Below are 19,118 nucleotides of genomic sequence, written 5' to 3'. Positions count from 1 at the left end.
CGCAAATGGAGATTGCGCCCGCCTGGCCTTAGCGGCTAAATGAAGTTGTCTGGTCCCGCCGGAGCCATCCGGATGCTAAGAGGGAATTTGGTGCGACCACCCCGGTGGTCAAATCCCAAGCCGCCCCCGCGACTGTAAGCGGAGAGCCCTGTTCAACCAGCCACTCCTGTTCTCAGGGGGAAGGCGAACAGAGGCACCGACCCGCAAGCCAGGAGACCTGCCAGGCGCAAAATGAAACACCGGCCGTCGGGTGCGGCGGCAAAGGAGAAATAAGATGGCAACACAAACACAGACGGCTTCGCGCACTGGTTTCCTTCCGGTCATGTTTGCTGTGATTCTTGGCTTTGGCGTCATCACGCTGACCGGCCACGTTCAGGCTGCGGCGCTGCACGACGCGGCGCATGACGTACGCCACGCAACCGGCTTCCCCTGCCACTAAGACCATGTTCAGTCGCATTCTGACCAGCGCGTTGTTCGCTGGTGCTGCAGCCGGGTTGATTGCCGCCCTGCTGCAGTTGGTCTTTGTGCAACCTGTATTGCTGCACGCCGAATTGTATGAATCGGGTGAACTGGTGCATTTCGGGGCCGAGGCCGTGACGGCTCATCCCGAACTGCCCGGTATGTTCTCGGAACTGACCCGTGACGCGCTGAGCGTGATCTTCACAATGCTGACTTACACCGGTTACGCGCTGGTAATGGTTGCGCTGATGTCCGTAGCCGAAGGTCAGGGACACAAGATCGACGGTCGGACCGGTGTTCTGTGGGGCTTGGCAGGTTTCATCGCCTTTCATTTGGCTCCAGGCTTCACGCTGGCACCCGAAGTGCCCGGCGTTGCAGCGGCTGACGTCTATGCGCGGCAGGTCTGGTGGTTCGCAACGGTCGCAGCTGCTGTTGTCGCCCTTTGGCTCATCGCGTTCGGTGGCAACCTGATCAGCTATGTGATCGCTGCTGCCCTGCTGCTGGCCCCGCATCTGATCGGCGCGCCCGAACCGGACGTATTCACAGGCCCGGTCCCGACCGAGATCGGCGCACTGTTTGCCGCGCGCGCCTTTGGCATTGGCCTGGCGGCCTGGGTGCTGGTGGGCGCTTTTGCCGGGTATTTCTGGCAGCACGAAGGCCAACGCTCCGAAGCAACGGCCTGATAGCTTCTCAAGCGGGCGCGCCGGGTTCCTCCCGGCGCGTTTCGTTTTTGTCTTCAAGGAACTAGATATGTCACGTTCACTTGCCCTTTTTGCCATCGGCCTGGTCTTTGGTGGTGGCGCAGGGTTTGTTCTCGCCGCAGGGAATGGCATCACTTTTGACGGCCACGACCACGGAGATCCATCGCATCATGGCGCTTCACATGCCGAGGCGATGGCGCACGACCACGCGACGGCAATCAACCTGCCTGCGGGCCCGAATGCACCCGGAATTGAAATCGCGCTGCAGCCGGACCCAATGTCCGGATGGAACCTGCATGTCATGCCTCAGAACTTCCGGTTTTCGCCCGAGAATGCCTCGACCGCCGGTGTCCCCGGAGAGGGTCACGCGCATGTCTATGTCAACGGAACGAAACTGGCCCGGCTATACGGCAACTGGATGCACATCGGAGACCTGCCGAAAGGCGAGGTCGAGGTATCCGTTTCGCTCAACTCAAACAGCCACAGTCCGCTGATGGTCGATAACGAGCCGGTCAGCGCCATGGTCACCGTACAGGTCGACTAAAGCGCCGGTATGCGCGCGCGCAAACACATTCGAAGCCGCCCGCAGGGTCGGGCGTCTTCAATCCAGCCCTTGGGGCTGTCCAGATAGGTTTGACAGGTCGCGGCAATATCTTTGGCGTCCGAGGTCACCTTGACCCCCGAAAAAACATAAGACGCGCGACCTTCTGCCTGCAACGCGAGCGCGACAGGTTCAGTGCAACCGCTGAAACACGCGTGTTCGCTGACCGTCACCTGAGCCTCAAGCCCGGCTTGCGCTAATGCCTCTGTCACGGCCTTCTTCTCGGCCTCACGGTCTCGATGGCCCGAGCAACTGTCGCAAATCAAAAGGCGCACCCGATCCAATCCTGACCCCATTACGTTGTGCTGAACCGTTTCTGATGCCATCTGCCCCGCAGTGCAATCGGGAAAACGCACAAGAATGTGAGTGCGCGCTTTCCGGGTTTCTGGCATCAAATGACGAACAACCAGCTCAGGAGTCTCCGATGAAAGCGCCTTGGATTGCACTAGCCTTGATCGCCCTGCCCGCCTGGGCACAGGATTCTCTGTCGGGTTGGGCCGTATATTCGACCGACAAAAGCTATAGCCAGTTGGTGGATGACACCAAAGCCGCTGTCAAAGAGCACGGTCTGATCGTTGTGACGCAAGCCGGTCCCACCAAGGCCGCCGCGTCACGCGGCATCACCATTCCCGGCAACCGGGTGATCGGAGCTTTCAACAACGACTATGCGGTGCGCGTACTGGAAACATCGCTCAATGCGATGATCGAAGCACCGATCCGGTTCTATGTGACCGAGAACGAAGACGGCACCGCCACCCTGTCCTACAAGACCCCCAGCTTTGTCTTTGCGCCCTATGTCTACGAAGGCGGAGAACCTTTGCGAGACATCGCCGAAGAGCTGGACGGCAAATTTCAAGCCGTCGCCGAAACCGCAGTCAAATAGTCACACTGACGTGATCCGCCTTGCGTCCGAGGCCTTCCTCCGCAATCTGCAATGAAACAGTTTTTCGGAGCACGACCAAATGCAGGACCTCTCGCCCCGCGCTGCGGATCTTTTGGCCCAACGCTTGTACGAGGCCGGATGCCGCCACGCTTTTGGTATGCCAGGGGGAGAAGTTCTGACTCTGGTCGATGCACTGGAACAGGCCGGGATCACCTTTCATCTGACCAAGCATGAAAACGCCGCTGGCTTCATGGCCGAAGCCGTCCATCACCGCGACGGCGCTCCGGCCATACTGGTCGCAACGTTAGGCCCCGGCGCGATGAACGGAATCAACGTGGTTGCCAACGCGTTGCAGGACCGTGTGCCGATGATCGTACTGACCGGCTGCGTCGATGCGGATGAGGCGCTGACCTACACCCATCAGGTGATGGATCACGCGCAGGTCTACCGCTCGATCACCAAAGGGACGTTCACGCTTACAGCCAAGGGCGCGGATATCATTGCCGACAAGGCGGTTACGCTGGCCAATCGGCCCCGCCCCGGCCCGGTGCATATCGACGTGCCTATCTCGGTCGCCGACACGCGCGTGTCAGGTATCAAACCTCGTCGCCGCGCCAAGATCGCCGCCGTCGCGCCCGAGGGCAATTGCGTCGAGAAAGCCCGCCGTTGGGTTTCGCAGGCCGAACGCCCAATCGCCATTGTGGGTCTGGACGTGCTGTATGACGACTCACGCAATGTGGTCCAGGCGTTCTTAGAGCATTTCGGCATCCCCTTCGTGACCACGTATAAGGCGAAAGGCGTCGTGCCCGAAGATCATCCGCTGTGCCTCGGCGGCGCAGGGCTGTCACCTCTGGCCGACAAGCATCTGGTACCGCTGGTCGAGCAATCCGATCTGGTGCTGTGTCTGGGCTACGATCCCATTGAAATGCGGCCCGGATGGCGCGAGATTTGGGACCCTGAAGAAAAGCAGGTCATCGACATCTCAGCGGTCCCAAACGACCACTACATGCATCAGGCGGGCCTTAATCTGGTGGCGCATACCGGGGCGACACTGGAAGCCATCGCCAAGGGCAACGCGGCCCGCGATACTTGGCCAGGCGGCGAGCCCGCTCGGGTTAAGGCAGCGCTGGCGCAAGCCTTCCCGACAGATGAGAATTGGGGACCAGCCGCCGTGATCGCCGAGACGCGCGAAGCGTTGCCACCGGAAACGCTGGCGACAGCCGACAGCGGCGCACATCGCATTCTGCTGAGCCAGATGTGGGAATGTTCTGAAGAACGCGGGCTGATCCAGTCTTCGGCCTTGTGCACAATGGGCTGCGCCGTTCCGATGGCGATCGGCCTTAAGCTGGTAGAACCGAACCGCCCAGTGATCAGTTTCTCGGGCGATGCCGGGTTCCTTATGGTTGCCGGTGAGCTATCGACGGCTGCTGAATTGGGCGGCAATCCCATATTTCTGGTCTTCGTCGATGCCAGCCTCGCCCTGATTGAATTGAAACAACGCCAGCGCCAAATGGGCAATGCGGGCGTTGATTTCGACCGGCACGACTTTGCCGCCATGGGCCGTGCCTTTGGCGGCTACGGCCACACGGTCCGCAACCGTTCTGAATTGCGTTCTGCGCTGGAAGATGCTGTAAAAGCGGACAAATTCACCGTTATCGCAGCAGAAATCGAGCGTGGGGGATATGATGGTCGCATCTGAGGGACCGCTGAAGGGCGTCAAGGTTCTGGACCTGTCGCGCATTCTGGCCGGGCCGACCTGTACGCAGCTTTTGGGCGATCTCGGGGCCAGCGTTATCAAGATCGAGAACCCTGCAACCAGGGGCGACGATACCCGGCAGTGGGGCCCTCCTTATGTGTTGGATGCCGAAGGTAACGCCTCGGATCTGAGTGCCTATTTCATGGCAGCGAACCGAAACAAGAAGTCAGTGGCCATCGACATCACCACGCCCGAGGGGCAAGCAGAAATCCGCCGCTTGGCCTCGCATGCTGATATCCTCATTGAGAATTTCAAGCCCGGCGGGCTGGCGAAATACGGGCTGGATTACAAAAGCTTGTCGCAGGAATTCCCCAGCCTCGTCTATTGCTCGATCTCAGGCTACGGGCAGGACGGACCAAACGCCTCAAAACCCGGTTACGACCTGATGGCCCAGGGCTATGGCGGTATCATGTCGCTGACCGGAGACCCCGACGGCGCGCCAATGAAAGTGGGCGTCGGCATCGCAGATGTGATGTGCGGGATGTACGCAAGCGTGGGCATTCTGGCCGCGCTGCGCCACCGCGACCAGACGGGCGAAGGTCAGCAAATTGATCTTTCGCTGGTGGATTCTCAGATCGCTTGGTTGATCAATGAAGGCGTGAACTATTTGACGTCTGGCGATGTCCCGCAACGGCGGGGCAATGGGCATCCGAATATCGTGCCCTATGACGTTTACGAAACCGCCGACGGCCATGTGATTCTGGCAGTCGGAAACGACAGCCAGTTCAGACGGTTCTGTGATTTCATTGGCCGTTCGGACCTACCAGATGATCCCCGGTTTGCGACAAATCCGGCCCGGCTGGAAAACCGTGACGCGCTGAACGCAATACTCAGACCCGCGATGCGGACCAGCGACACTGACACGGTCATTGCCGAGCTTGAAGCGCTTAAGGTTCCCGTTGGACCTGTGCAAACGGTGGATCAGGTTTTCGACACGCGGCAAGTGGCTGCGCGTCAGATGCAGATCGCGATGCAGGCTGATCCGGGCCAAGTTCAATTGATCGGTAATCCGCTGAAACTGTCGCGCACGCCTGTAACATATCGCGCGGCCCCGCCCGTATTCGGGGCGGATACCGATGCCGTGCTGGGCGCGGAAAACCCCTTTGACGATTGAAACACTATGCCCAATTCGGCGGCATGTTGCTGAAACATGCCGTTGAATCGGCGGTTTTTTTCACGTTTCGCGCACACGGCCTTTCACCAATTCGAGAGCAGGGTCGATACTGATACGACGCCGCTAGAGTCTCTGGTAAGTCAATTACTATAGAAAATCGCAATCGGATTGGACCTCGAGCATGAAACAAGACGTTTTCGGACAGATGAATACACTGACCCACCCGGCGAGTGTCGAAGCGTGGGACGGTGTTCTGCTCGGGTTCATGGCACACGCGGCGATTACGCCTCAGCATTTGGGCAAGGTGCTGGAGCTTGAGCCGGACTTTGCACTGGGACATGCAATCAAAGGTCTGTTCATGGTTCTGCTGGGCCGCCGGGAGATGATGCCTGTCGCGGTTGAGGCGCTGTCGGCTGCCAACGCGGCGATGGAGCGGCAGCCTGTCAGCAAACGCGAACGCCATTATGTCGACGCGCTGGCCCTGTACCTGTCCGATCTACCCTCGCACGCCGTTCAGAAATTCGAAGAGATCCTGCGCGATCATCCACAAGATTCGCTGGCAATGAAGCTCAGCCACGCAACACGGTTTGTTCTGGGCGATGCGGCTGGCATGCGGCGGTCGATCGAACGGGTTTTGCCTGCGTATGAGCCGGATCATGCCGGGCGCGGTTATTTACTTGGCTGTCATTCCTTTGCGCTGGAAGAAACCGGCGCGTACGAAAAAGCCGAGATCGCGGGACGTCAGGCCCTGTGGATGGTTTCTGATGATGCCTGGGGCCTGCACGCCGTCGCGCATGTGCACGAAATGACCGGAAACGCGCAACTGGGCCTGGACTGGCTGGCCGGGCGCGAGGACGCTTGGGCGCATTGTAACAACTTCCGCTATCACGTCTGGTGGCACAAAGCGCTGATGCATCTCGACCTGGGTCAGGTCGATCAGGTGATGGAGCTCTACGACAACCACATCCGCCAGGACAAAACCGACGACTACCGCGATATCTCGAACGCAACCTCGCTGCTGTCGCGGCTGGAGCTTGAAGGCGTCAATGTCGGCAACCGTTGGGAAGAGCTGGCCGATCTCAGTGCCGCCCGGACCGAAGATGGCTGCCTGATTTTCGCCGATCTGCACTATTTGCTGGCCCTGACCGGGGACAGTCGCGACGAGGCCACAGGCAAGATGTTGGCGCGGATCCAGAAAGACGCGCAGCGCAATCAAGGCGACACGCCCATCCGCATGTCCGACCCGGGCATTGCTGCGGCCAAGGGGCTTGAGGCTTTTGGCGACGGCCTCTATGGCCAAGCCTTTGATTTCCTGTCAAATGCACGCGACGGCATGCAACTGGCAGGTGGCAGCCACGCTCAACGTGATGTATTCGAGCGCATCACAATCGATTCCGGCTTGCGCGCCGGACGTCTGGATGCTGTCGAGCGCATTCTGGACGACCGCCGCGCAAAACGCGCCGGGGGCGAGGACAATTACGCAATTGCGCGCCGCGCGTTGATCGACGCGGCCCGTGATAACGGAGACGCACAAAGCGTTCCGGCTGAATAACAAAACAAAAAAGACCAAAGAAGGACAGAACACGTATGGCGACCGTTTCGCCCGCTTCTGATTTTGCGCCTGTGGCGGCCTCGGCGGCCGCCCCTGCCCGCACGCGCGACCCGCGTCTGGATTTCTATCGCGGCATCGCGATGTTCATCATCTTGATTGCGCATATCCCCAACGACCCCTGGGCCAAGTGGATTCCCGCCCGGTTCGGCTTTTCGGATGCGACCGAGATTTTTGTGTTCTGTTCCGGCATGGCCTCGGCCATCGCATTCGGAGGCGCCTTTGCGCGCAAAGGATGGTGGATGGGCACAGCCCGTGTGGCCTTCCGTATCTGGCAAGTCTATTGGGCGCATATCTGCCTGTTCTTCTTCGTTGCCATGTCGATGGCCGCGCTGGATCAGACAGGGCTGTTTGAAAAAACCTATATCTCGTCCCTGAACTTGCAGCATTTCTTCATTGATCCCGCGCCCCAGATGGTTGGTCTGTTCACGCTGACCTATGTTCCGAACTACTTTGACATCCTGCCGATGTATCTGGTGGTTCTGGCGATGATGCCCCTGTTCATGGGCTTGTCGCGTATCGGTTTCTGGGTGGTTGCAGCGACTTCGGTTACGATCTGGTTGATCACTCAGTTCGGCGTTCTGGCCCTGCCTGCCGAACCATGGTCAGATCGCCAATGGTTCTTCAATCCATTCGGCTGGCAGTTGCTGTTCTTCACCGGCTTTGCCTTCATGCGGGGCTGGATTCCAGCCCCTCCGGTGTCAAAAACGCTGATTTGGGCGGCGGCTCTGTTCCTCGTTTTCTCGATGCCCTTCGGGTCGTGGAAAGTGTTTACCTGGATCAACGCAGCGACTCCCGATCTGGCCGAAGAAATTCGCAAGGTTTGGCCGATTACCAAGGAATTTCGCGACAAGACCGAGTTCGGTCTGTTCCGTTACCTCCACTTTTTGTCACTCGCCTATCTGGGTTGGGTCGTTGCCGGTGAACATGGTCACCGCCTAATCGCGACCGGCCACAGCGCTGCGGCCAAAGTGTGGCAGTTCCTGCTGACCGTGATCACCAAAGTCGGCCAACAATCGCTTGCGGTGTTCGTATTTTCCATGGCTGCAGCACGACTTATCGGCGTCGGACTGGATCTGAGTGGGCGGGATGTCGCCAGTGTTTTCGTCGCCAACATGATTGGCTTTGCCATGATCATCGGCGTGGCCTATCTGGCCGGTTGGTTCAAGTCACAACCTTGGAAATCGAAGAAATGAACTTTACACGTCGCGCTTTTCTGGCTTCAACCTCGGCTCTGGCTTTTGCCCCAGCCACCTTTGCCGTTGGCGGAGAGGTTCCCTTTGACCGCAACGACGTGATCGCTTTGGCCCGGGACATGGCCAGCCGCCCCTATGCCGAGCGCGAGATGGTGCCGCAAGAATGGCAGGACCTGACCTATCAGCAATACCGCTCGATCCGGTTCCGGCTGGACCGCGCGCTGTGGTACGAGACCGAGACGCCCTTCAACGTCGATTTCTTCACTCCGGGCTTGTATTTCCCGCGGACAGTTAAGGTTTCGACGGTCGAAGACGGGATGACTACGCCTGTCACCTTCGACCTGTCCATGTTCGACAAATCCGAAGATGTCCCGACGCTGCCAATCGACGATACGCTGGGATTTTCCGGCCTGCGCTTGCGCACCGAGATGCACCGTCCCGGCAAAACCGACGAATTCTGCGTCTGGCAGGGGGCAAGCTATTTCCGCGCGATCGGTCTGCACGAAGTCTACGGCTTGTCTGCGCGCGGACTGGCCTTGAAAACCGGTGACCCGGATGGCGAGGAGTTCCCCGAGTTCATCCGCTTCTGGCTGGAACGCCCCAAACCCGGCCAGCGCAACATGGTCGTTCACGCTCTGATGGACAGCCCGAGCGTCACCGGCGCTTACAAGTTTAACGTCACCGCCGGTGCGGACTGTGTCATGGATATCGAGGCCACGCTTTTCCCCCGCGAAGAGCTGACGCATGTGGGTATCGCCCCCGGCACCTCAATGTTCCTGTATGACCAAACCAACCACAGCCGGTTCGATGATTTCCGCCCTGCCGTGCACGACAGCGACGGTTTGCTGATCCGGAACGGAGCCGGAGAGGTTTTGTGGCGACCCTTGGCCAACCCCACCCGCCTGCAAATTTCGTCCTTCGTGGATATGAACCCACGCGGCTTTGGCCTGATGCAGCGGAAACGTGAATTCTCGGACTATGCCGACCTCGAAGCAAACTACCACAAGCGCCCGGGTCTTTGGGTCGAGCCGAATGGCGATTGGGGCAAAGGCACTGTTACACTGGTCGAAATCCCAGCGGATCAGGAAATCTACGACAATATCGTCGCCTACTGGCGCCCGATGGAGCCCTACGCGGCCGGCAGCCAGATCGACCTCTCCTATCGCCTAATCTGGGGTGACGAACCCCAGCGCACCCCGATGCCGCGCGTGATCAACACGGCCATGGGCGAAAATACCTTTGGCGAGGGCCGGCTGGCCGTGATCGATTTCGAGCCCAGCGAGTTGTTCAATGACCCCGAGGCGATGACGATCTTCGTCGACTCGCCCCACGCGGAAACATCCGATGGTGTGTTGCAGCGCAACCCCGATACAGGCGGGCTGCGTCTGGCGTTTTCTTTCCAACCGGGCGAGCGCAATCACGTGGAGCTGCGAGCGCAATTGCTGAAAGACAAGCAACCCGCCTCCGAAGTCTGGCTCTACCGTTGGACCACATGAACCGCGATCTGCATATCATGCCGCCAGAGGCCCCTCTGGCGATGCCCGCGCAGGATTTCGGCGCGGATTTCCGGGATGCTCAGGTACCTGACGCAAAGCGCGCCAAGGCTGGCTTCTGGCGCGCGCTGGCCTTTTCACCCGCGATGGCCGCAACACTGGGTCTTGTGTGGGTCATGTCCGATTGGTTCGCGGCCGAAGGGATCAATCTTGTCGAAGGCATCCTTTTGACGTTGATTTCATTCAACTTCTTCTGGATTTCCTTCACGGTCTGCACCGTGTTGCTGGGCATGGTGTCCCTTTCCCGACAGGAACAGCCCAAACGTCAGGCTAGACCTCAGCCCCTGCGCGTGGCGCTGCTGATGCCGGTCTATAACGAGGTTCCGTGGAACGTGTTGGGGAACGCCCGCACCATGTTGGAGGACTTGAACGCACGCAGTGGCCAACACCACTACGCCATGTTCATCCTGTCAGACACGCGCGACCCTGAGATCGCCGCGCAGGAGCAAGCCAGCGTTGAGGCGCTGCGCACGACCCTCGCCCCCGGGCTTGAACTGTATTACCGCCGCCGCGAACAGAACACGGATCGCAAGGTCGGCAATATTGCTGATTGGGTCAGCCGCTGGGGCTCGGATTGGGACGCAATGCTGGTTTTGGACGCTGACAGCCTGATGACCGGTCGCGCCATCACTCGCCTGACCGACGCCTTGGCGCGCGACCCCGGCGCGGGTCTGATTCAGAGCTATCCGCAGTTGATCGGGGCGCAATCGGTCTTTGCCCGGATGCAGCAATTCGCAAACGGCGTCTACGGTATCGCCTTTGCCGAAGGTCTGGCTCGGTGGTGCGGGCAAGAGGGCAATTATTGGGGCCACAACGCGATCATTCGAACCAAGGCCTTCGCCTCAAGTGCCGGGCTTCCCAAACTGCGTGCCTTGAACGGTCAGGAAAAACTGATCATGAGCCACGATTTTGTCGAGGCTGGTCTGCTGCGCCGCGCGGGATGGGCCGTGCGATTCCTGCCGCGCATTCGAGGGTCATACGAAGAAACACCGCCCACGCTGATCGACCACGCCTTGCGCGACCGCCGCTGGTGCCAGGGCAACCTGCAACACCTTAAACTGCTGGGTTCCGCCGGGTTCCGCGCCGTGTCACGGTTCCACATGTTTCACGGCGCAGTCGGCTATCTTATGTCCCCGCTGTGGTTCGCGCTGCTGGTGATGTGGGCACTGATTGGTCAGGGCGAGGACGCCTCGGTTCTGCACTATTTCAGCCCCGAAAACCCGTTCTTCCCGCAATGGCCTGAGATGTCAGAAACCCGGCATGTACTGATCATTCTGGTGATGTACGCCATGCTTCTGGCCCCCAAGGTGCTGGGCGTCCTGGCCCTGCCGCTGAGCGGTGTGCGCTATGCCGAGTTTGGTGGCGGCCGGAAATTCCTGACCTCGTTCTTTGCCGAAGTAGTCCTGTCGATCCTATATGCTCCGATCCTCATGGTGCAGCAGATGATCGCGGTATTTCGAACCGCGTTTGGCGTACAAAAAGGCTGGTCTCCGCAAGCACGGGATGGCGGCAGCTATGGACTGCGAACCCTGATCCTTTGCCACACGCTGGAGACAGTCAGCGGCATTGCATTAAGCGTCGGCATTCTGTCCGGTCTCGTTTCGATCTGGCTGGCCCCGATTGCTGTCAGTCTTGCCATTGCAATTCCCCTTTCGGCGCTCAGCGGTGTGTCATCTGCACCCGCGCGTCGCATGGTGGGGATGAAAGAGGACGTTCAGGAACTTGCCATCACGCGCTCGGCACGCCGTCATCGGAACGAACTGAAGCGCCTGATCGAAGGCAAGGGCGTGATGACCCCAGCCGAGTGATCAGCCACCCGGCAGACCCTCGTACCAATCGACCATCATTTCCGCCCAACCTTTAGGTACGGTGTGGCCTCCGGGAAACAGGGCAAATTCCAACATGCCGCCATCTTCGCAACCGGTCCAACGACGGCGCATGAATTGACCGGTGGTTGAAAACCCGCTGGGCTTGGTGTCCACGCATCCGTTTGCGACGCGCCAGATCTCCAGACCGGCAAAGATATCACCCTGATGAAAGCGACCGCCGCCAAGGATGCGACCTTCCAGCGGCACAACATTGTCCGTCCACCCATGCGTATGGAACATGCGCACGGGGCCGTCGCAGCTTTCGGGATGCGGTCGCCAAAACCCTCCGGAGACAGGCACATAGGCCGAGAACGTATCCGGCGCGGCGCAGGCCAGGTAGTAAACCATAAAGGCACCGGCAGAGAATCCACCCAGAACAACCCGATCTGCATCCACGCCAAAGCGGTCTGACGCATCCTGTACAGCTTCGGTCAAAAAGGCGGTTTCATCCCGACCTTCCCAGCCGGGAAAGAAATTCCAGCTCTGGCGGCCATTTCGCTCGGACCCTTCGGGTGCCATGACCGCGTATCCACGCGCCAGCAAGGGCTCAACCATATTGCGGTTTTTCAACGTTCCGGTCGCAGTGCCACCATAACCATGCAGAAAAACCACTAGAGGCGGATTCTCGCTCTCGGGCAATTCGATGTGATATCCACCTGACGGCGTCTCGCACATTCCGTCCTGATCAGCACAGGCGGCAAGGCCCATTTGGCCAGCGACACTCAACGTAGCAGTCAGAGATAACATTCGGATCATTGTGTATCCTCTTCATAATCGCGCACTGGCAACCCGGCGCTAACCCAGCCCGGCCCGGCCGCCGACCCCAGCATGCCCTCGGGCACGTCGATGATATTGGTAAAGCCTGCCAGTGTCAGGCGATTGCTCATCCGAGCCGATCGCACACCCCGCGCGCAAATAAGGGCAATGGGCGTGTCGTGATTGCCTTTGACCAACTGGGACAAAGCGTCCTCGAAATCGTCGCGGCGCATGTCCAGCGGATAGGCCCCGGCCCCGACGCCACTGGCCCGCCATTCCCTGGGAGTGCGGATATCGATCAACAGGATGTCGCCCGCCAGGGTCGCGTCATAGGCGTTCTGAACACTGATCTGCCCCCCTGCATAATCCTGTGGAATCAGAAGGTATTCCCGAATGGCCAACCCACCGGCCACCGCAGCGCCACCGCCCAACAAAATCCAACGGCGAGTCCGGTTTCCGTTCTGCGCCAAGCTGCCCCCTCCTGCTGTTGCCGCAGGGTTTTATCACAGCCCGATCCCGGTTTGTGAGGGAATTCGCGCCCGATCGATCAAGATCATGTCAGACGTGCGCAAACAAATGTTGCAGTCTCTGCCCATCTGCACCTCGGCGCGGGTCGCAATATCTGGACAGTCGAAGTTTTTTCCTTACAAATCTAGCATTACCTAGACCGCCCAGACCGGAGTATCGCACTTGTCCCTATTCCTCATCGCGGCCCTTCCCTTTCTCGGCGCTGTATTTCCAGCCCTTCTGATCCGGGCGGGACGAAACGCAGCTGCTTCGGCCGCAGGGTTGACGACGTTTCTTGCGCTGATGGGATTGCTGATCCACATCCCCTCGGTCATGCGCGGAGATGTTGTAACCGCGCGTTTCGACTGGATTCCGGGCCTCGGGCTGAACGCGAACTTCATGCTGGACGGGTTGGGGTTTCTTTTTGCATTGCTGATCCTTGGGATCGGACTGCTAATCATCCTCTATGCGCGGTTCTACCTGTCGCGCGAAGACCCGATGGGGCAGTTCTATACCTATCTGCTGTTGTTTCAGGGCGCGATGGTCGGGATCGTTCTGTCCGACAACATACTTCTTCTGCTTATTTTCTGGGAACTTACATCGCTTAGCTCATTCCTTTTGATCGGCTACTGGAAACATCTGCCCGAAGGTCGTCAGGGTGCAAGAATGGCTCTGGCGGTGACCGGGTCAGGCGGATTGGCAATGATTGCCGGGATGCTGATACTGGGCAATATTGTCGGATCCTACGACCTGAGCGTGATCCTGCAAAACAAGGACCTGATCCAAAGCTCACCTTATTACCTGCCCGCATTGGTCCTGATCCTGCTGGGTTGTTTCACCAAATCTGCCCAATTCCCGTTCCACTTCTGGTTGCCCCACGCCATGGCCGCGCCGACGCCAGTTTCCGCCTATCTGCACTCGGCCACGATGGTGAAGGCAGGGCTGTTTCTGATGGCGCGCATGTGGCCAGTACTGGCGGGAACGGATGCTTGGTTCTACATCGTTGCCACCACCGGTCTGGTGACGATGTTGATGGGCGCGGTGATTGCGCTGTTCAAAGATGACCTCAAGGCGCTGCTGGCCTTTTCCACCGTCTCGCATCTGGGGCTGGTGACGATGCTGCTGGGCTTTGGCACCAAGTTCGCCGCCGTGGCGGCGGTTTTCCACATCATCAACCACGCAACATTCAAGGCGGCTCTGTTCATGACCGCCGGTATTGTCGATCACGAGACAGGAACCCGCGATATCAAGCGTCTGGGCGGACTGCGGCATCTGATGCCGATCACCTTCACCATCGGCACCATCGCCGCCCTGTCCATGGCGGGGCTGCCGCCACTGAACGGGTTCCTGTCCAAGGAAATGATGCTGGAGGAGACGGTCCACACTACTTGGCTGCATTCGCATTATCTGGTACCCGGACTGGCGCTGCTGGCGGCGCTGTTCTCGGCGGCGTATTCCTTCCGCTTTGTCAGCCATGTATTCCTTGGCCCGGAACGTCCCGAATATCCGGCGCACCCGCATGATCCGCCGGTCGGGCTGTGGCTTGCCCCGGCATTCCTTGTGGTTCTGGTCGTCCTGATCGGCCTGTATTCTGCGGCCATCGTTGGCCCTCTGGTCGCAGTGGTTGCCAGTGCCGTGATCGGTGGGGAAAAGCTGCCCTATTATTCGCTGAAGCTCTGGCACGGTTTCACGCCAGCGCTTTACATGTCTGTGGTTGCGACACTGGGCGGCCTGTTCCTACTGGCTCTGCACCGGCGCGGAGAGCAGGTTTGGAACGCCCTGCCCCGACCCGAGGCCAAGGTGATCTTTGACGCCGTGATCAGTGCGCTGACAGCACTCAGCCGCTGGATAACGGACGCTCTACACAATGGTGTTCTCAGCCGATATGCCATCATCATGATCGCGTTCACCGTTGGAATGGGCTTTTACGCGTATTCCACCGGTTCGATCGGCATTGAAACGCGCGTGCCGCTGCCCGCGCCGATGCTTCCCATCATTGGTTGGATCTGCCTGGTTGCGGCGACGCTGGCCATCATGTGGTTCCACCGCAATCGCCTGTTGTCGCTGGTGCTGATCGGCGTTGTTGGCCTGATCGTCTCGATGGCGTTCAACTACCTTTCGGCACCGGATTTGGCGCTGACACAGATCTCGGTGGAGGTGGTGACAATGATCCTGTTGCTGCTGTCTCTGAACTTCCTGCCGACGGACACGCCCTGGGACAGCAGCGCGGCGCGACGCTGGCGCGATGCGGCGATTTCAGTTGTGGCGGGGATCGGAACTGGCGCACTGATCTATGCCCTGATGCTGCGGGATTTCGCCTTCCCGACGATTTCGGATTTCCATTTGGCCAATTCGTATAAAGGCGGCGGAGGCACCAATGTAGTCAACGTGATCCTCGTAGACTTCCGAGGGTTTGATACATTTGGTGAGATCATCGTTTTGGGCATCGCTGCCCTGATCATCTTTGCTCTGACGGAATCCGTTCTCAGTACCAATGTGCGCGGCTACCTGCTGAACCGCAAGCCGCACTGGCCGCAATCGGGGGATTCCCATCCGCTTATGATGGTCGTCGTAACCCGGATGATGATGCCGATTGCCCTGATGGTGGGAGCCTACATTTTCTTCCGTGGCCATAACCAACCGGGGGGCGGTTTCATCGCCGGTTTGATCGTCGCCATCGCCTATCTGATGCAATACATGGCCAGTGGCTATACCTGGGCCATCGAACGGCAGAGGTTCTATTATCACGGCACCATCGGCTGGGGCGTCCTGATCGCGGCGGCCACTGGTCTGGGTGCCTGGTTCAATGAACGCCCCTTCCTGACTAGCGATTTCGGCTATATCCACTGGCCCCCGTTGGAAGAGTTCGAATGGGCCACTGCTATCCTGTTCGACACAGGCGTGTTCCTTGCCGTCCTGGGCGCGGTCATGTTGGCGCTGGACAGCCTGTCTCGGTTCGCGTGGCAGCCGGGGATGGCGCAAGAGTTCCCGATGGATATCAACCCGCTTCGGGATGATCCTCCGGAAGACGACAAAGAGAAGGAGCAGGCCTGATGGAAGCGCTCGTAGCCTCAGCCGTAGGCGTTCTGACCGCCGCCGGGATCTTCCTGATCCTGCGCCGCCGAACATTTCCCGTCATTCTGGGCCTGTCGCTGATCACCTATGCAGTGAACGTGTTCCTGTTCGCCACTGGACGGCTGGCAACAGACGCCCCTGCGGTTCTGAACAAATACGAGGACGTCCCCTATACAGACCCGCTGCCGCAGGCGCTGGTGCTAACGGCGATCGTGATCTCGTTCGGGATGACGGCGGTGATCGTGATGATCGCGCTCAGCGCGTATTTGTCGGCCAAGGACGACCATATCGACATGACCGCGCAGGACAGCGTTGACGCGCCGGGAGAAGACGCATGAACCACTGGATCGTTGCGCCGATCGTCCTGCCCGCGATCCTGGCCCCATTCATCATCATGGTCCTGCGATATCATTTGGACCTGCAGCGCATCTTCTCGGTTGCCGGTGTTGTGGGTCTGCTGGGCATTGCGCTAACCATCACCGCCCAGGCGGCGGGCGGGGACATTCAGGTTTACGAACTGGGCAACTGGCCCGCACCGTTTGGCATCGTGATGGTTCTGGACCGGCTGTCGGCCATGATGGTGCTGCTGACGGCGCTGCTTGCCCTGCCGATTGTGCTATATGCTATTGCCTCGGGCTGGGACGACCGGGGCAAGCATTTCCATGCCCTCTTCCATTTCCAACTCATGGGTGTGTGCGGTGCCTTCCTGACCGGCGACGCCTTCAACCTGTTCGTTTTCTTCGAGGTCCTGCTGATTGCATCATACGGCCTGATGACCCATGGGGGAGGAGCGGTCAGGCTGAAGGCTGGCGTGCAATACGTGGCCTATAATCTGCTGGGTTCAACGCTGTTTCTGTTTGCGCTGGGGACCTTATATGCCGTGACCGGAACGCTGAACATGGCGGATATGGCCGTGCGCGTGGCCGACATCCCGATCGAAGACACGGCCCTTCTGCGCGTGGGCGCAGTGCTGTTGTTGCTGGTGTTCTGCATCAAGGCTGCCGTTCTTCCGCTGCATTTCTGGTTACCTGCCAGCTATGCCAATGCGCCGTTGCCGGTGGCCGCCCTGTTTGCGATCATGACCAAGGTCGGGGCCTATTCGATCCTGCGCATGTATACGCTGGGCTTCGGCCCCGACGTCTCGGCGACGCAGGGCCTGGTTGGCGCATGGCTGCAACCCGCCGCAGTGGTGACGCTGGCGGTCGGAGCCATCGGTATTCTGGGGTCAAAGCATATCGCACGAATGGTTGCGTTTTGCGCCATCGCCTCGATGGGGACGCTGCTGATCGCGGTTTCGCTGTTCACCGAAACCGCAACGGCCGCGGCACTGTACTACATCTACCATTCCACGCTGGCGACTGCGCTGATGTTCCTGGTCGCCGATCTGGTGATGCAGCGCCGGAACGGTTCTATCTCGCCCGGCACACCGATTCCGCAAGGTGGCCTGATATCGGCCCTGTTCTTCGTTGGCGCTATCGCCATGGCCGGAATGCCTCCGCTTTCGGGTTTCATTGGCAAGCTGTTGGTGCTGGACGCAGCGCGGGACGCACCGGATATGGACATTGTCTGGGCTGCCATCCTGATCGGGTCTTTCGTCACCATCGTCGGACTGGCCCGCGCTGGATCTTTGATCTTTTGGAAAAGCCACGACGCGCAGCATAATACCGAACAGGACCCCGAGAACGAAGAAGAGGTCATCGCCCAACCTGCACCCGAGCCTCAGCCCGCGCTGGCCTTCACCGCAGTGTTCGGTGCGGTTCTTGGCCTTGTACTGCTTACCTTGTTTGCTGGCCCCGCGTTGCAATACACCAGCAAGACCGCCGAACAGCTGTATAATCCTGGCGACTACATCTCTGCCGTATTGGGAGTGGAAGAATGATCAGACTGCTTCACAGGATATTCCCACACCCGCACCTGACTGTTTTGCTGACCGTCGTGTGGGTGCTTCTGGCCAATACCATGTCGCTGAACTCGTTGGTCTTCGGGCTGCTGCTAGGGATCATCATTCCGTTCATCACCCAACCTTACTGGCCGGATCGACCTATTCTGCGGAACTGGCCCATGATCGTGGAATATGTGCTTGTCGTGCTTTGGGACATCGTGGTGGCGAATGTCACCGTGGCACGCATCATCTTGTTCAAGCGCGATGCCGACCGGCAACCGAATTGGGTGTGCGTTCCACTGGATCTGCGTACCCCCGAGGCGATCACTGTATTGGCAGGCACCATCACCATGACCCCCGGCACGGTCAGCAGCGATCTGTCTGCGCAGGGGCACAACCTTCTGGTCCATTGCCTGGACGCCCCGGACCCCGATGCCGTGCGCGATCAGATCAAACACCGCTACGAACGCCGCTTGAAGGAGATTTTCGAATGATCGAATATGCCATCTACTTTGGCTTCGCCTGTTTCGGAGCGGCCATCATGATGTGCCTGTGGCGGATCATCACCGCCGATGGCGTCGGCACCCGCGTTTTGGCGCTGGATACGATGGTGATCAACACCATCGCTCTGATGATCCTGTATGGGCTGAACCTGGGCACCGAGATTTTTTTTGAGGCCGCCATGATCATCGCCATGCTGGGCTTTGTTTCGACCGTGGCCTATGCGCGCTTCATGCTACGCGGCAACATTATCGAGTGAGAGCGGTATGTCGGTTATCTTCGAATTTCTCGTCGCCTTCTGCCTGATCGTTTCGGGCGTGTTTGGATTTGTCGGATCGTTCGGCATGATCAAGCTGAAAGATCCGATGTCACGCCTGCATGCGCCGACCAAGGCCACCACGCTAGGCGTCGGCGGGGTTCTGGTCGCTTCGATCATTCATTCGGTTCTGATCGAAAACCACCTGTCGCTGCATGAATTGCTGATCACGCTGTTTTTGTTCCTGACGGCCCCGATCACGGCTCTGTTCATTGCCAAATGGCACATTCACCGCCATGAAAAGCCCGAGGACCTGCCCGACGCGGGCGAGGATGAGCTTTGGGCCACCCATGCGGTCGAGCAGGTCGAAGACGTCCCCGACCACAGCAAGTCCTGAGCCC

General features: G+C 59.3%; 19 protein-coding genes and 1 riboswitch. Of the genes, 16 read left to right on the top strand and 3 right to left on the bottom strand.

Annotation, left to right across the window (positions count from 1 at the left end; genetic code table 11):
• Positions 1-33 precede the first annotated feature (33 nt).
• A riboswitch (cobalamin riboswitch) is annotated at positions 34-239 on the top strand.
• Between the two features lie 35 nt (positions 240-274).
• From ACR0CR_RS07200 to ACR0CR_RS07190, 3 genes are all read left to right on the top strand, one after another.
• Complete coding sequence (locus ACR0CR_RS07200; protein ID WP_480597898.1) at positions 275-439, top strand: CbtB domain-containing protein; 165 nt, start codon at positions 275-277, stop codon at positions 437-439.
• Between the two features lie 4 nt (positions 440-443).
• Complete coding sequence (locus tag ACR0CR_RS07195; RefSeq protein ID WP_480598238.1) at positions 444-1,142, top strand: CbtA family protein; 699 nt, start codon at positions 444-446, stop codon at positions 1,140-1,142.
• A gap of 67 nt (positions 1,143-1,209) precedes the next feature.
• Positions 1,210-1,704 (top strand): hypothetical protein, encoded by a 495-nt coding sequence (locus tag ACR0CR_RS07190; RefSeq protein WP_480597897.1) that lies wholly within the window; start codon positions 1,210-1,212, stop codon positions 1,702-1,704.
• On the opposite strand, the gene ACR0CR_RS07185 is transcribed toward ACR0CR_RS07190, so the two are convergent.
• A complete protein-coding gene (locus tag ACR0CR_RS07185) occupies positions 1,701-2,087 on the bottom strand; it encodes a DUF1636 family protein (protein ID WP_480597896.1) in 387 nt (128 codons plus the stop codon). The two genes, ACR0CR_RS07190 and ACR0CR_RS07185, sit on opposite strands and share 4 nt — an antisense overlap.
• A 98-nt stretch (positions 2,088-2,185) precedes the next feature.
• On the opposite strand from ACR0CR_RS07185, the gene ACR0CR_RS07180 reads away from it, so the two are divergent.
• The 7 genes from ACR0CR_RS07180 to mdoH all read left to right on the top strand — a co-directional run bounded on the left by ACR0CR_RS07180 (position 2,186) and on the right by mdoH (position 11,680).
• Positions 2,186-2,644, top strand: a complete 459-nt coding sequence (locus ACR0CR_RS07180) for a DUF302 domain-containing protein (RefSeq protein ID WP_480597895.1) — start codon at positions 2,186-2,188, stop codon at positions 2,642-2,644.
• Positions 2,645-2,723: 79 nt separating this feature from the next.
• The gene (locus tag ACR0CR_RS07175) at positions 2,724-4,343 is read left to right on the top strand and encodes a thiamine pyrophosphate-binding protein (RefSeq protein WP_480597894.1); all 1,620 of its coding nucleotides are present in this window, start codon (positions 2,724-2,726) and stop codon (positions 4,341-4,343) included.
• Entirely contained in the window at positions 4,330-5,514 is a 1,185-nt protein-coding gene (locus tag ACR0CR_RS07170; protein ID WP_480597893.1) for a CaiB/BaiF CoA transferase family protein, read from the top strand. The genes ACR0CR_RS07175 and ACR0CR_RS07170 overlap by 14 nt, the downstream gene beginning before the upstream one ends.
• Positions 5,515-5,695: 181 nt before the next feature.
• On the top strand, positions 5,696-7,066 hold the full coding sequence (locus ACR0CR_RS07165; RefSeq protein ID WP_480597892.1) for a tetratricopeptide repeat protein: 1,371 nt from the start codon (positions 5,696-5,698) through the stop codon (positions 7,064-7,066).
• Positions 7,067-7,101: 35 nt separating this feature from the next.
• The gene (locus ACR0CR_RS07160) at positions 7,102-8,319 is read left to right on the top strand and encodes an OpgC family protein (protein ID WP_480597891.1); all 1,218 of its coding nucleotides are present in this window, start codon (positions 7,102-7,104) and stop codon (positions 8,317-8,319) included.
• Positions 8,316-9,815, top strand: a complete 1,500-nt coding sequence (locus tag ACR0CR_RS07155; RefSeq protein ID WP_480597890.1) for an OpgD/OpgG family glucan biosynthesis protein — start codon at positions 8,316-8,318, stop codon at positions 9,813-9,815. Before ACR0CR_RS07160 ends, ACR0CR_RS07155 begins: the two co-directional genes overlap by 4 nt.
• Positions 9,812-11,680, top strand: a complete 1,869-nt coding sequence (mdoH, locus tag ACR0CR_RS07150; protein WP_480597889.1) for a glucans biosynthesis glucosyltransferase MdoH — start codon at positions 9,812-9,814, stop codon at positions 11,678-11,680. Before ACR0CR_RS07155 ends, mdoH begins: the two co-directional genes overlap by 4 nt.
• Here mdoH and ACR0CR_RS07145 read toward each other — a convergent pair whose 3' ends face one another.
• Together ACR0CR_RS07145 and ACR0CR_RS07140 are read right to left on the bottom strand one after the other, a co-directional pair.
• Positions 11,681-12,496, bottom strand: a complete 816-nt coding sequence (locus ACR0CR_RS07145; RefSeq protein WP_480597888.1) for a CE1 family esterase — start codon at positions 12,494-12,496, stop codon at positions 11,681-11,683.
• Entirely contained in the window at positions 12,493-12,966 is a 474-nt protein-coding gene (locus ACR0CR_RS07140; RefSeq protein ID WP_480597887.1) for a rhodanese-like domain-containing protein, read from the bottom strand. Before ACR0CR_RS07140 ends, ACR0CR_RS07145 begins: the two co-directional genes overlap by 4 nt.
• Before the next feature lie 220 nt (positions 12,967-13,186).
• Between ACR0CR_RS07140 and ACR0CR_RS07135 the strand changes: the two genes are divergently transcribed.
• Genes ACR0CR_RS07135 through ACR0CR_RS07110 form a run of 6 tightly spaced genes read left to right on the top strand, consistent with a single transcriptional unit; the run spans position 13,187 to position 19,114 of the window.
• Complete coding sequence (locus ACR0CR_RS07135) at positions 13,187-16,057, top strand: monovalent cation/H+ antiporter subunit A (RefSeq protein ID WP_480597886.1); 2,871 nt, start codon at positions 13,187-13,189, stop codon at positions 16,055-16,057.
• Positions 16,057-16,416 (top strand): Na+/H+ antiporter subunit C, encoded by a 360-nt coding sequence (locus tag ACR0CR_RS07130; RefSeq protein ID WP_480597884.1) that lies wholly within the window; start codon positions 16,057-16,059, stop codon positions 16,414-16,416. The genes ACR0CR_RS07135 and ACR0CR_RS07130 overlap by 1 nt, the downstream gene beginning before the upstream one ends.
• Positions 16,413-17,957 (top strand): monovalent cation/H+ antiporter subunit D, encoded by a 1,545-nt coding sequence (locus ACR0CR_RS07125; protein ID WP_480597883.1) that lies wholly within the window; start codon positions 16,413-16,415, stop codon positions 17,955-17,957. The genes ACR0CR_RS07130 and ACR0CR_RS07125 overlap by 4 nt, the downstream gene beginning before the upstream one ends.
• A complete protein-coding gene (locus tag ACR0CR_RS07120) occupies positions 17,954-18,454 on the top strand; it encodes a Na+/H+ antiporter subunit E (RefSeq protein ID WP_480597882.1) in 501 nt (166 codons plus the stop codon). The genes ACR0CR_RS07125 and ACR0CR_RS07120 overlap by 4 nt, the downstream gene beginning before the upstream one ends.
• Complete coding sequence (locus tag ACR0CR_RS07115) at positions 18,451-18,720, top strand: K+/H+ antiporter subunit F (RefSeq protein ID WP_480597881.1); 270 nt, start codon at positions 18,451-18,453, stop codon at positions 18,718-18,720. Before ACR0CR_RS07120 ends, ACR0CR_RS07115 begins: the two co-directional genes overlap by 4 nt.
• A 7-nt stretch (positions 18,721-18,727) precedes the next feature.
• Positions 18,728-19,114, top strand: coding sequence for a Na+/H+ antiporter subunit G (locus ACR0CR_RS07110; RefSeq protein WP_480597879.1), 387 nt, complete (start codon positions 18,728-18,730; stop codon positions 19,112-19,114).
• Positions 19,115-19,118: the final 4 nt, after the last annotated feature.

The organism is Ruegeria sp. AM2, assembly GCF_056540685.1.
This window is presented reverse-complemented; position numbering and strand designations above follow the sequence as displayed.

What these genes read in the sequence shown, in the direction of transcription:
- ACR0CR_RS07170 (WP_480597893.1), top strand. Translation starts at nt 4,330, where the DNA reads ATGGTCGCATCTGAGGGACCGCTGAAGGGCGTCAAGGTTCTGGACCTG.
- ACR0CR_RS07190 (WP_480597897.1), top strand. Translation starts at nt 1,210, where the DNA reads ATGTCACGTTCACTTGCCCTTTTTGCCATCGGCCTGGTCTTTGGTGGT.
- ACR0CR_RS07200 (WP_480597898.1), top strand. Translation starts at nt 275, where the DNA reads ATGGCAACACAAACACAGACGGCTTCGCGCACTGGTTTCCTTCCGGTC.
- ACR0CR_RS07145 (WP_480597888.1), bottom strand. Translation starts at nt 12,496, where the DNA reads ATGATCCGAATGTTATCTCTGACTGCTACGTTGAGTGTCGCTGGCCAA.
- ACR0CR_RS07160 (WP_480597891.1), top strand. Translation starts at nt 7,102, where the DNA reads ATGGCGACCGTTTCGCCCGCTTCTGATTTTGCGCCTGTGGCGGCCTCG.
- ACR0CR_RS07125 (WP_480597883.1), top strand. Translation starts at nt 16,413, where the DNA reads ATGAACCACTGGATCGTTGCGCCGATCGTCCTGCCCGCGATCCTGGCC.
- ACR0CR_RS07175 (WP_480597894.1), top strand. Translation starts at nt 2,724, where the DNA reads ATGCAGGACCTCTCGCCCCGCGCTGCGGATCTTTTGGCCCAACGCTTG.
- ACR0CR_RS07120 (WP_480597882.1), top strand. Translation starts at nt 17,954, where the DNA reads ATGATCAGACTGCTTCACAGGATATTCCCACACCCGCACCTGACTGTT.
- ACR0CR_RS07180 (WP_480597895.1), top strand. Translation starts at nt 2,186, where the DNA reads ATGAAAGCGCCTTGGATTGCACTAGCCTTGATCGCCCTGCCCGCCTGG.
- mdoH (WP_480597889.1), top strand. Translation starts at nt 9,812, where the DNA reads ATGAACCGCGATCTGCATATCATGCCGCCAGAGGCCCCTCTGGCGATG.
- ACR0CR_RS07165 (WP_480597892.1), top strand. Translation starts at nt 5,696, where the DNA reads ATGAAACAAGACGTTTTCGGACAGATGAATACACTGACCCACCCGGCG.
- ACR0CR_RS07130 (WP_480597884.1), top strand. Translation starts at nt 16,057, where the DNA reads ATGGAAGCGCTCGTAGCCTCAGCCGTAGGCGTTCTGACCGCCGCCGGG.
- ACR0CR_RS07110 (WP_480597879.1), top strand. Translation starts at nt 18,728, where the DNA reads ATGTCGGTTATCTTCGAATTTCTCGTCGCCTTCTGCCTGATCGTTTCG.
- ACR0CR_RS07195 (WP_480598238.1), top strand. Translation starts at nt 444, where the DNA reads ATGTTCAGTCGCATTCTGACCAGCGCGTTGTTCGCTGGTGCTGCAGCC.
- ACR0CR_RS07185 (WP_480597896.1), bottom strand. Translation starts at nt 2,087, where the DNA reads ATGGCATCAGAAACGGTTCAGCACAACGTAATGGGGTCAGGATTGGAT.
- ACR0CR_RS07155 (WP_480597890.1), top strand. Translation starts at nt 8,316, where the DNA reads ATGAACTTTACACGTCGCGCTTTTCTGGCTTCAACCTCGGCTCTGGCT.
- ACR0CR_RS07115 (WP_480597881.1), top strand. Translation starts at nt 18,451, where the DNA reads ATGATCGAATATGCCATCTACTTTGGCTTCGCCTGTTTCGGAGCGGCC.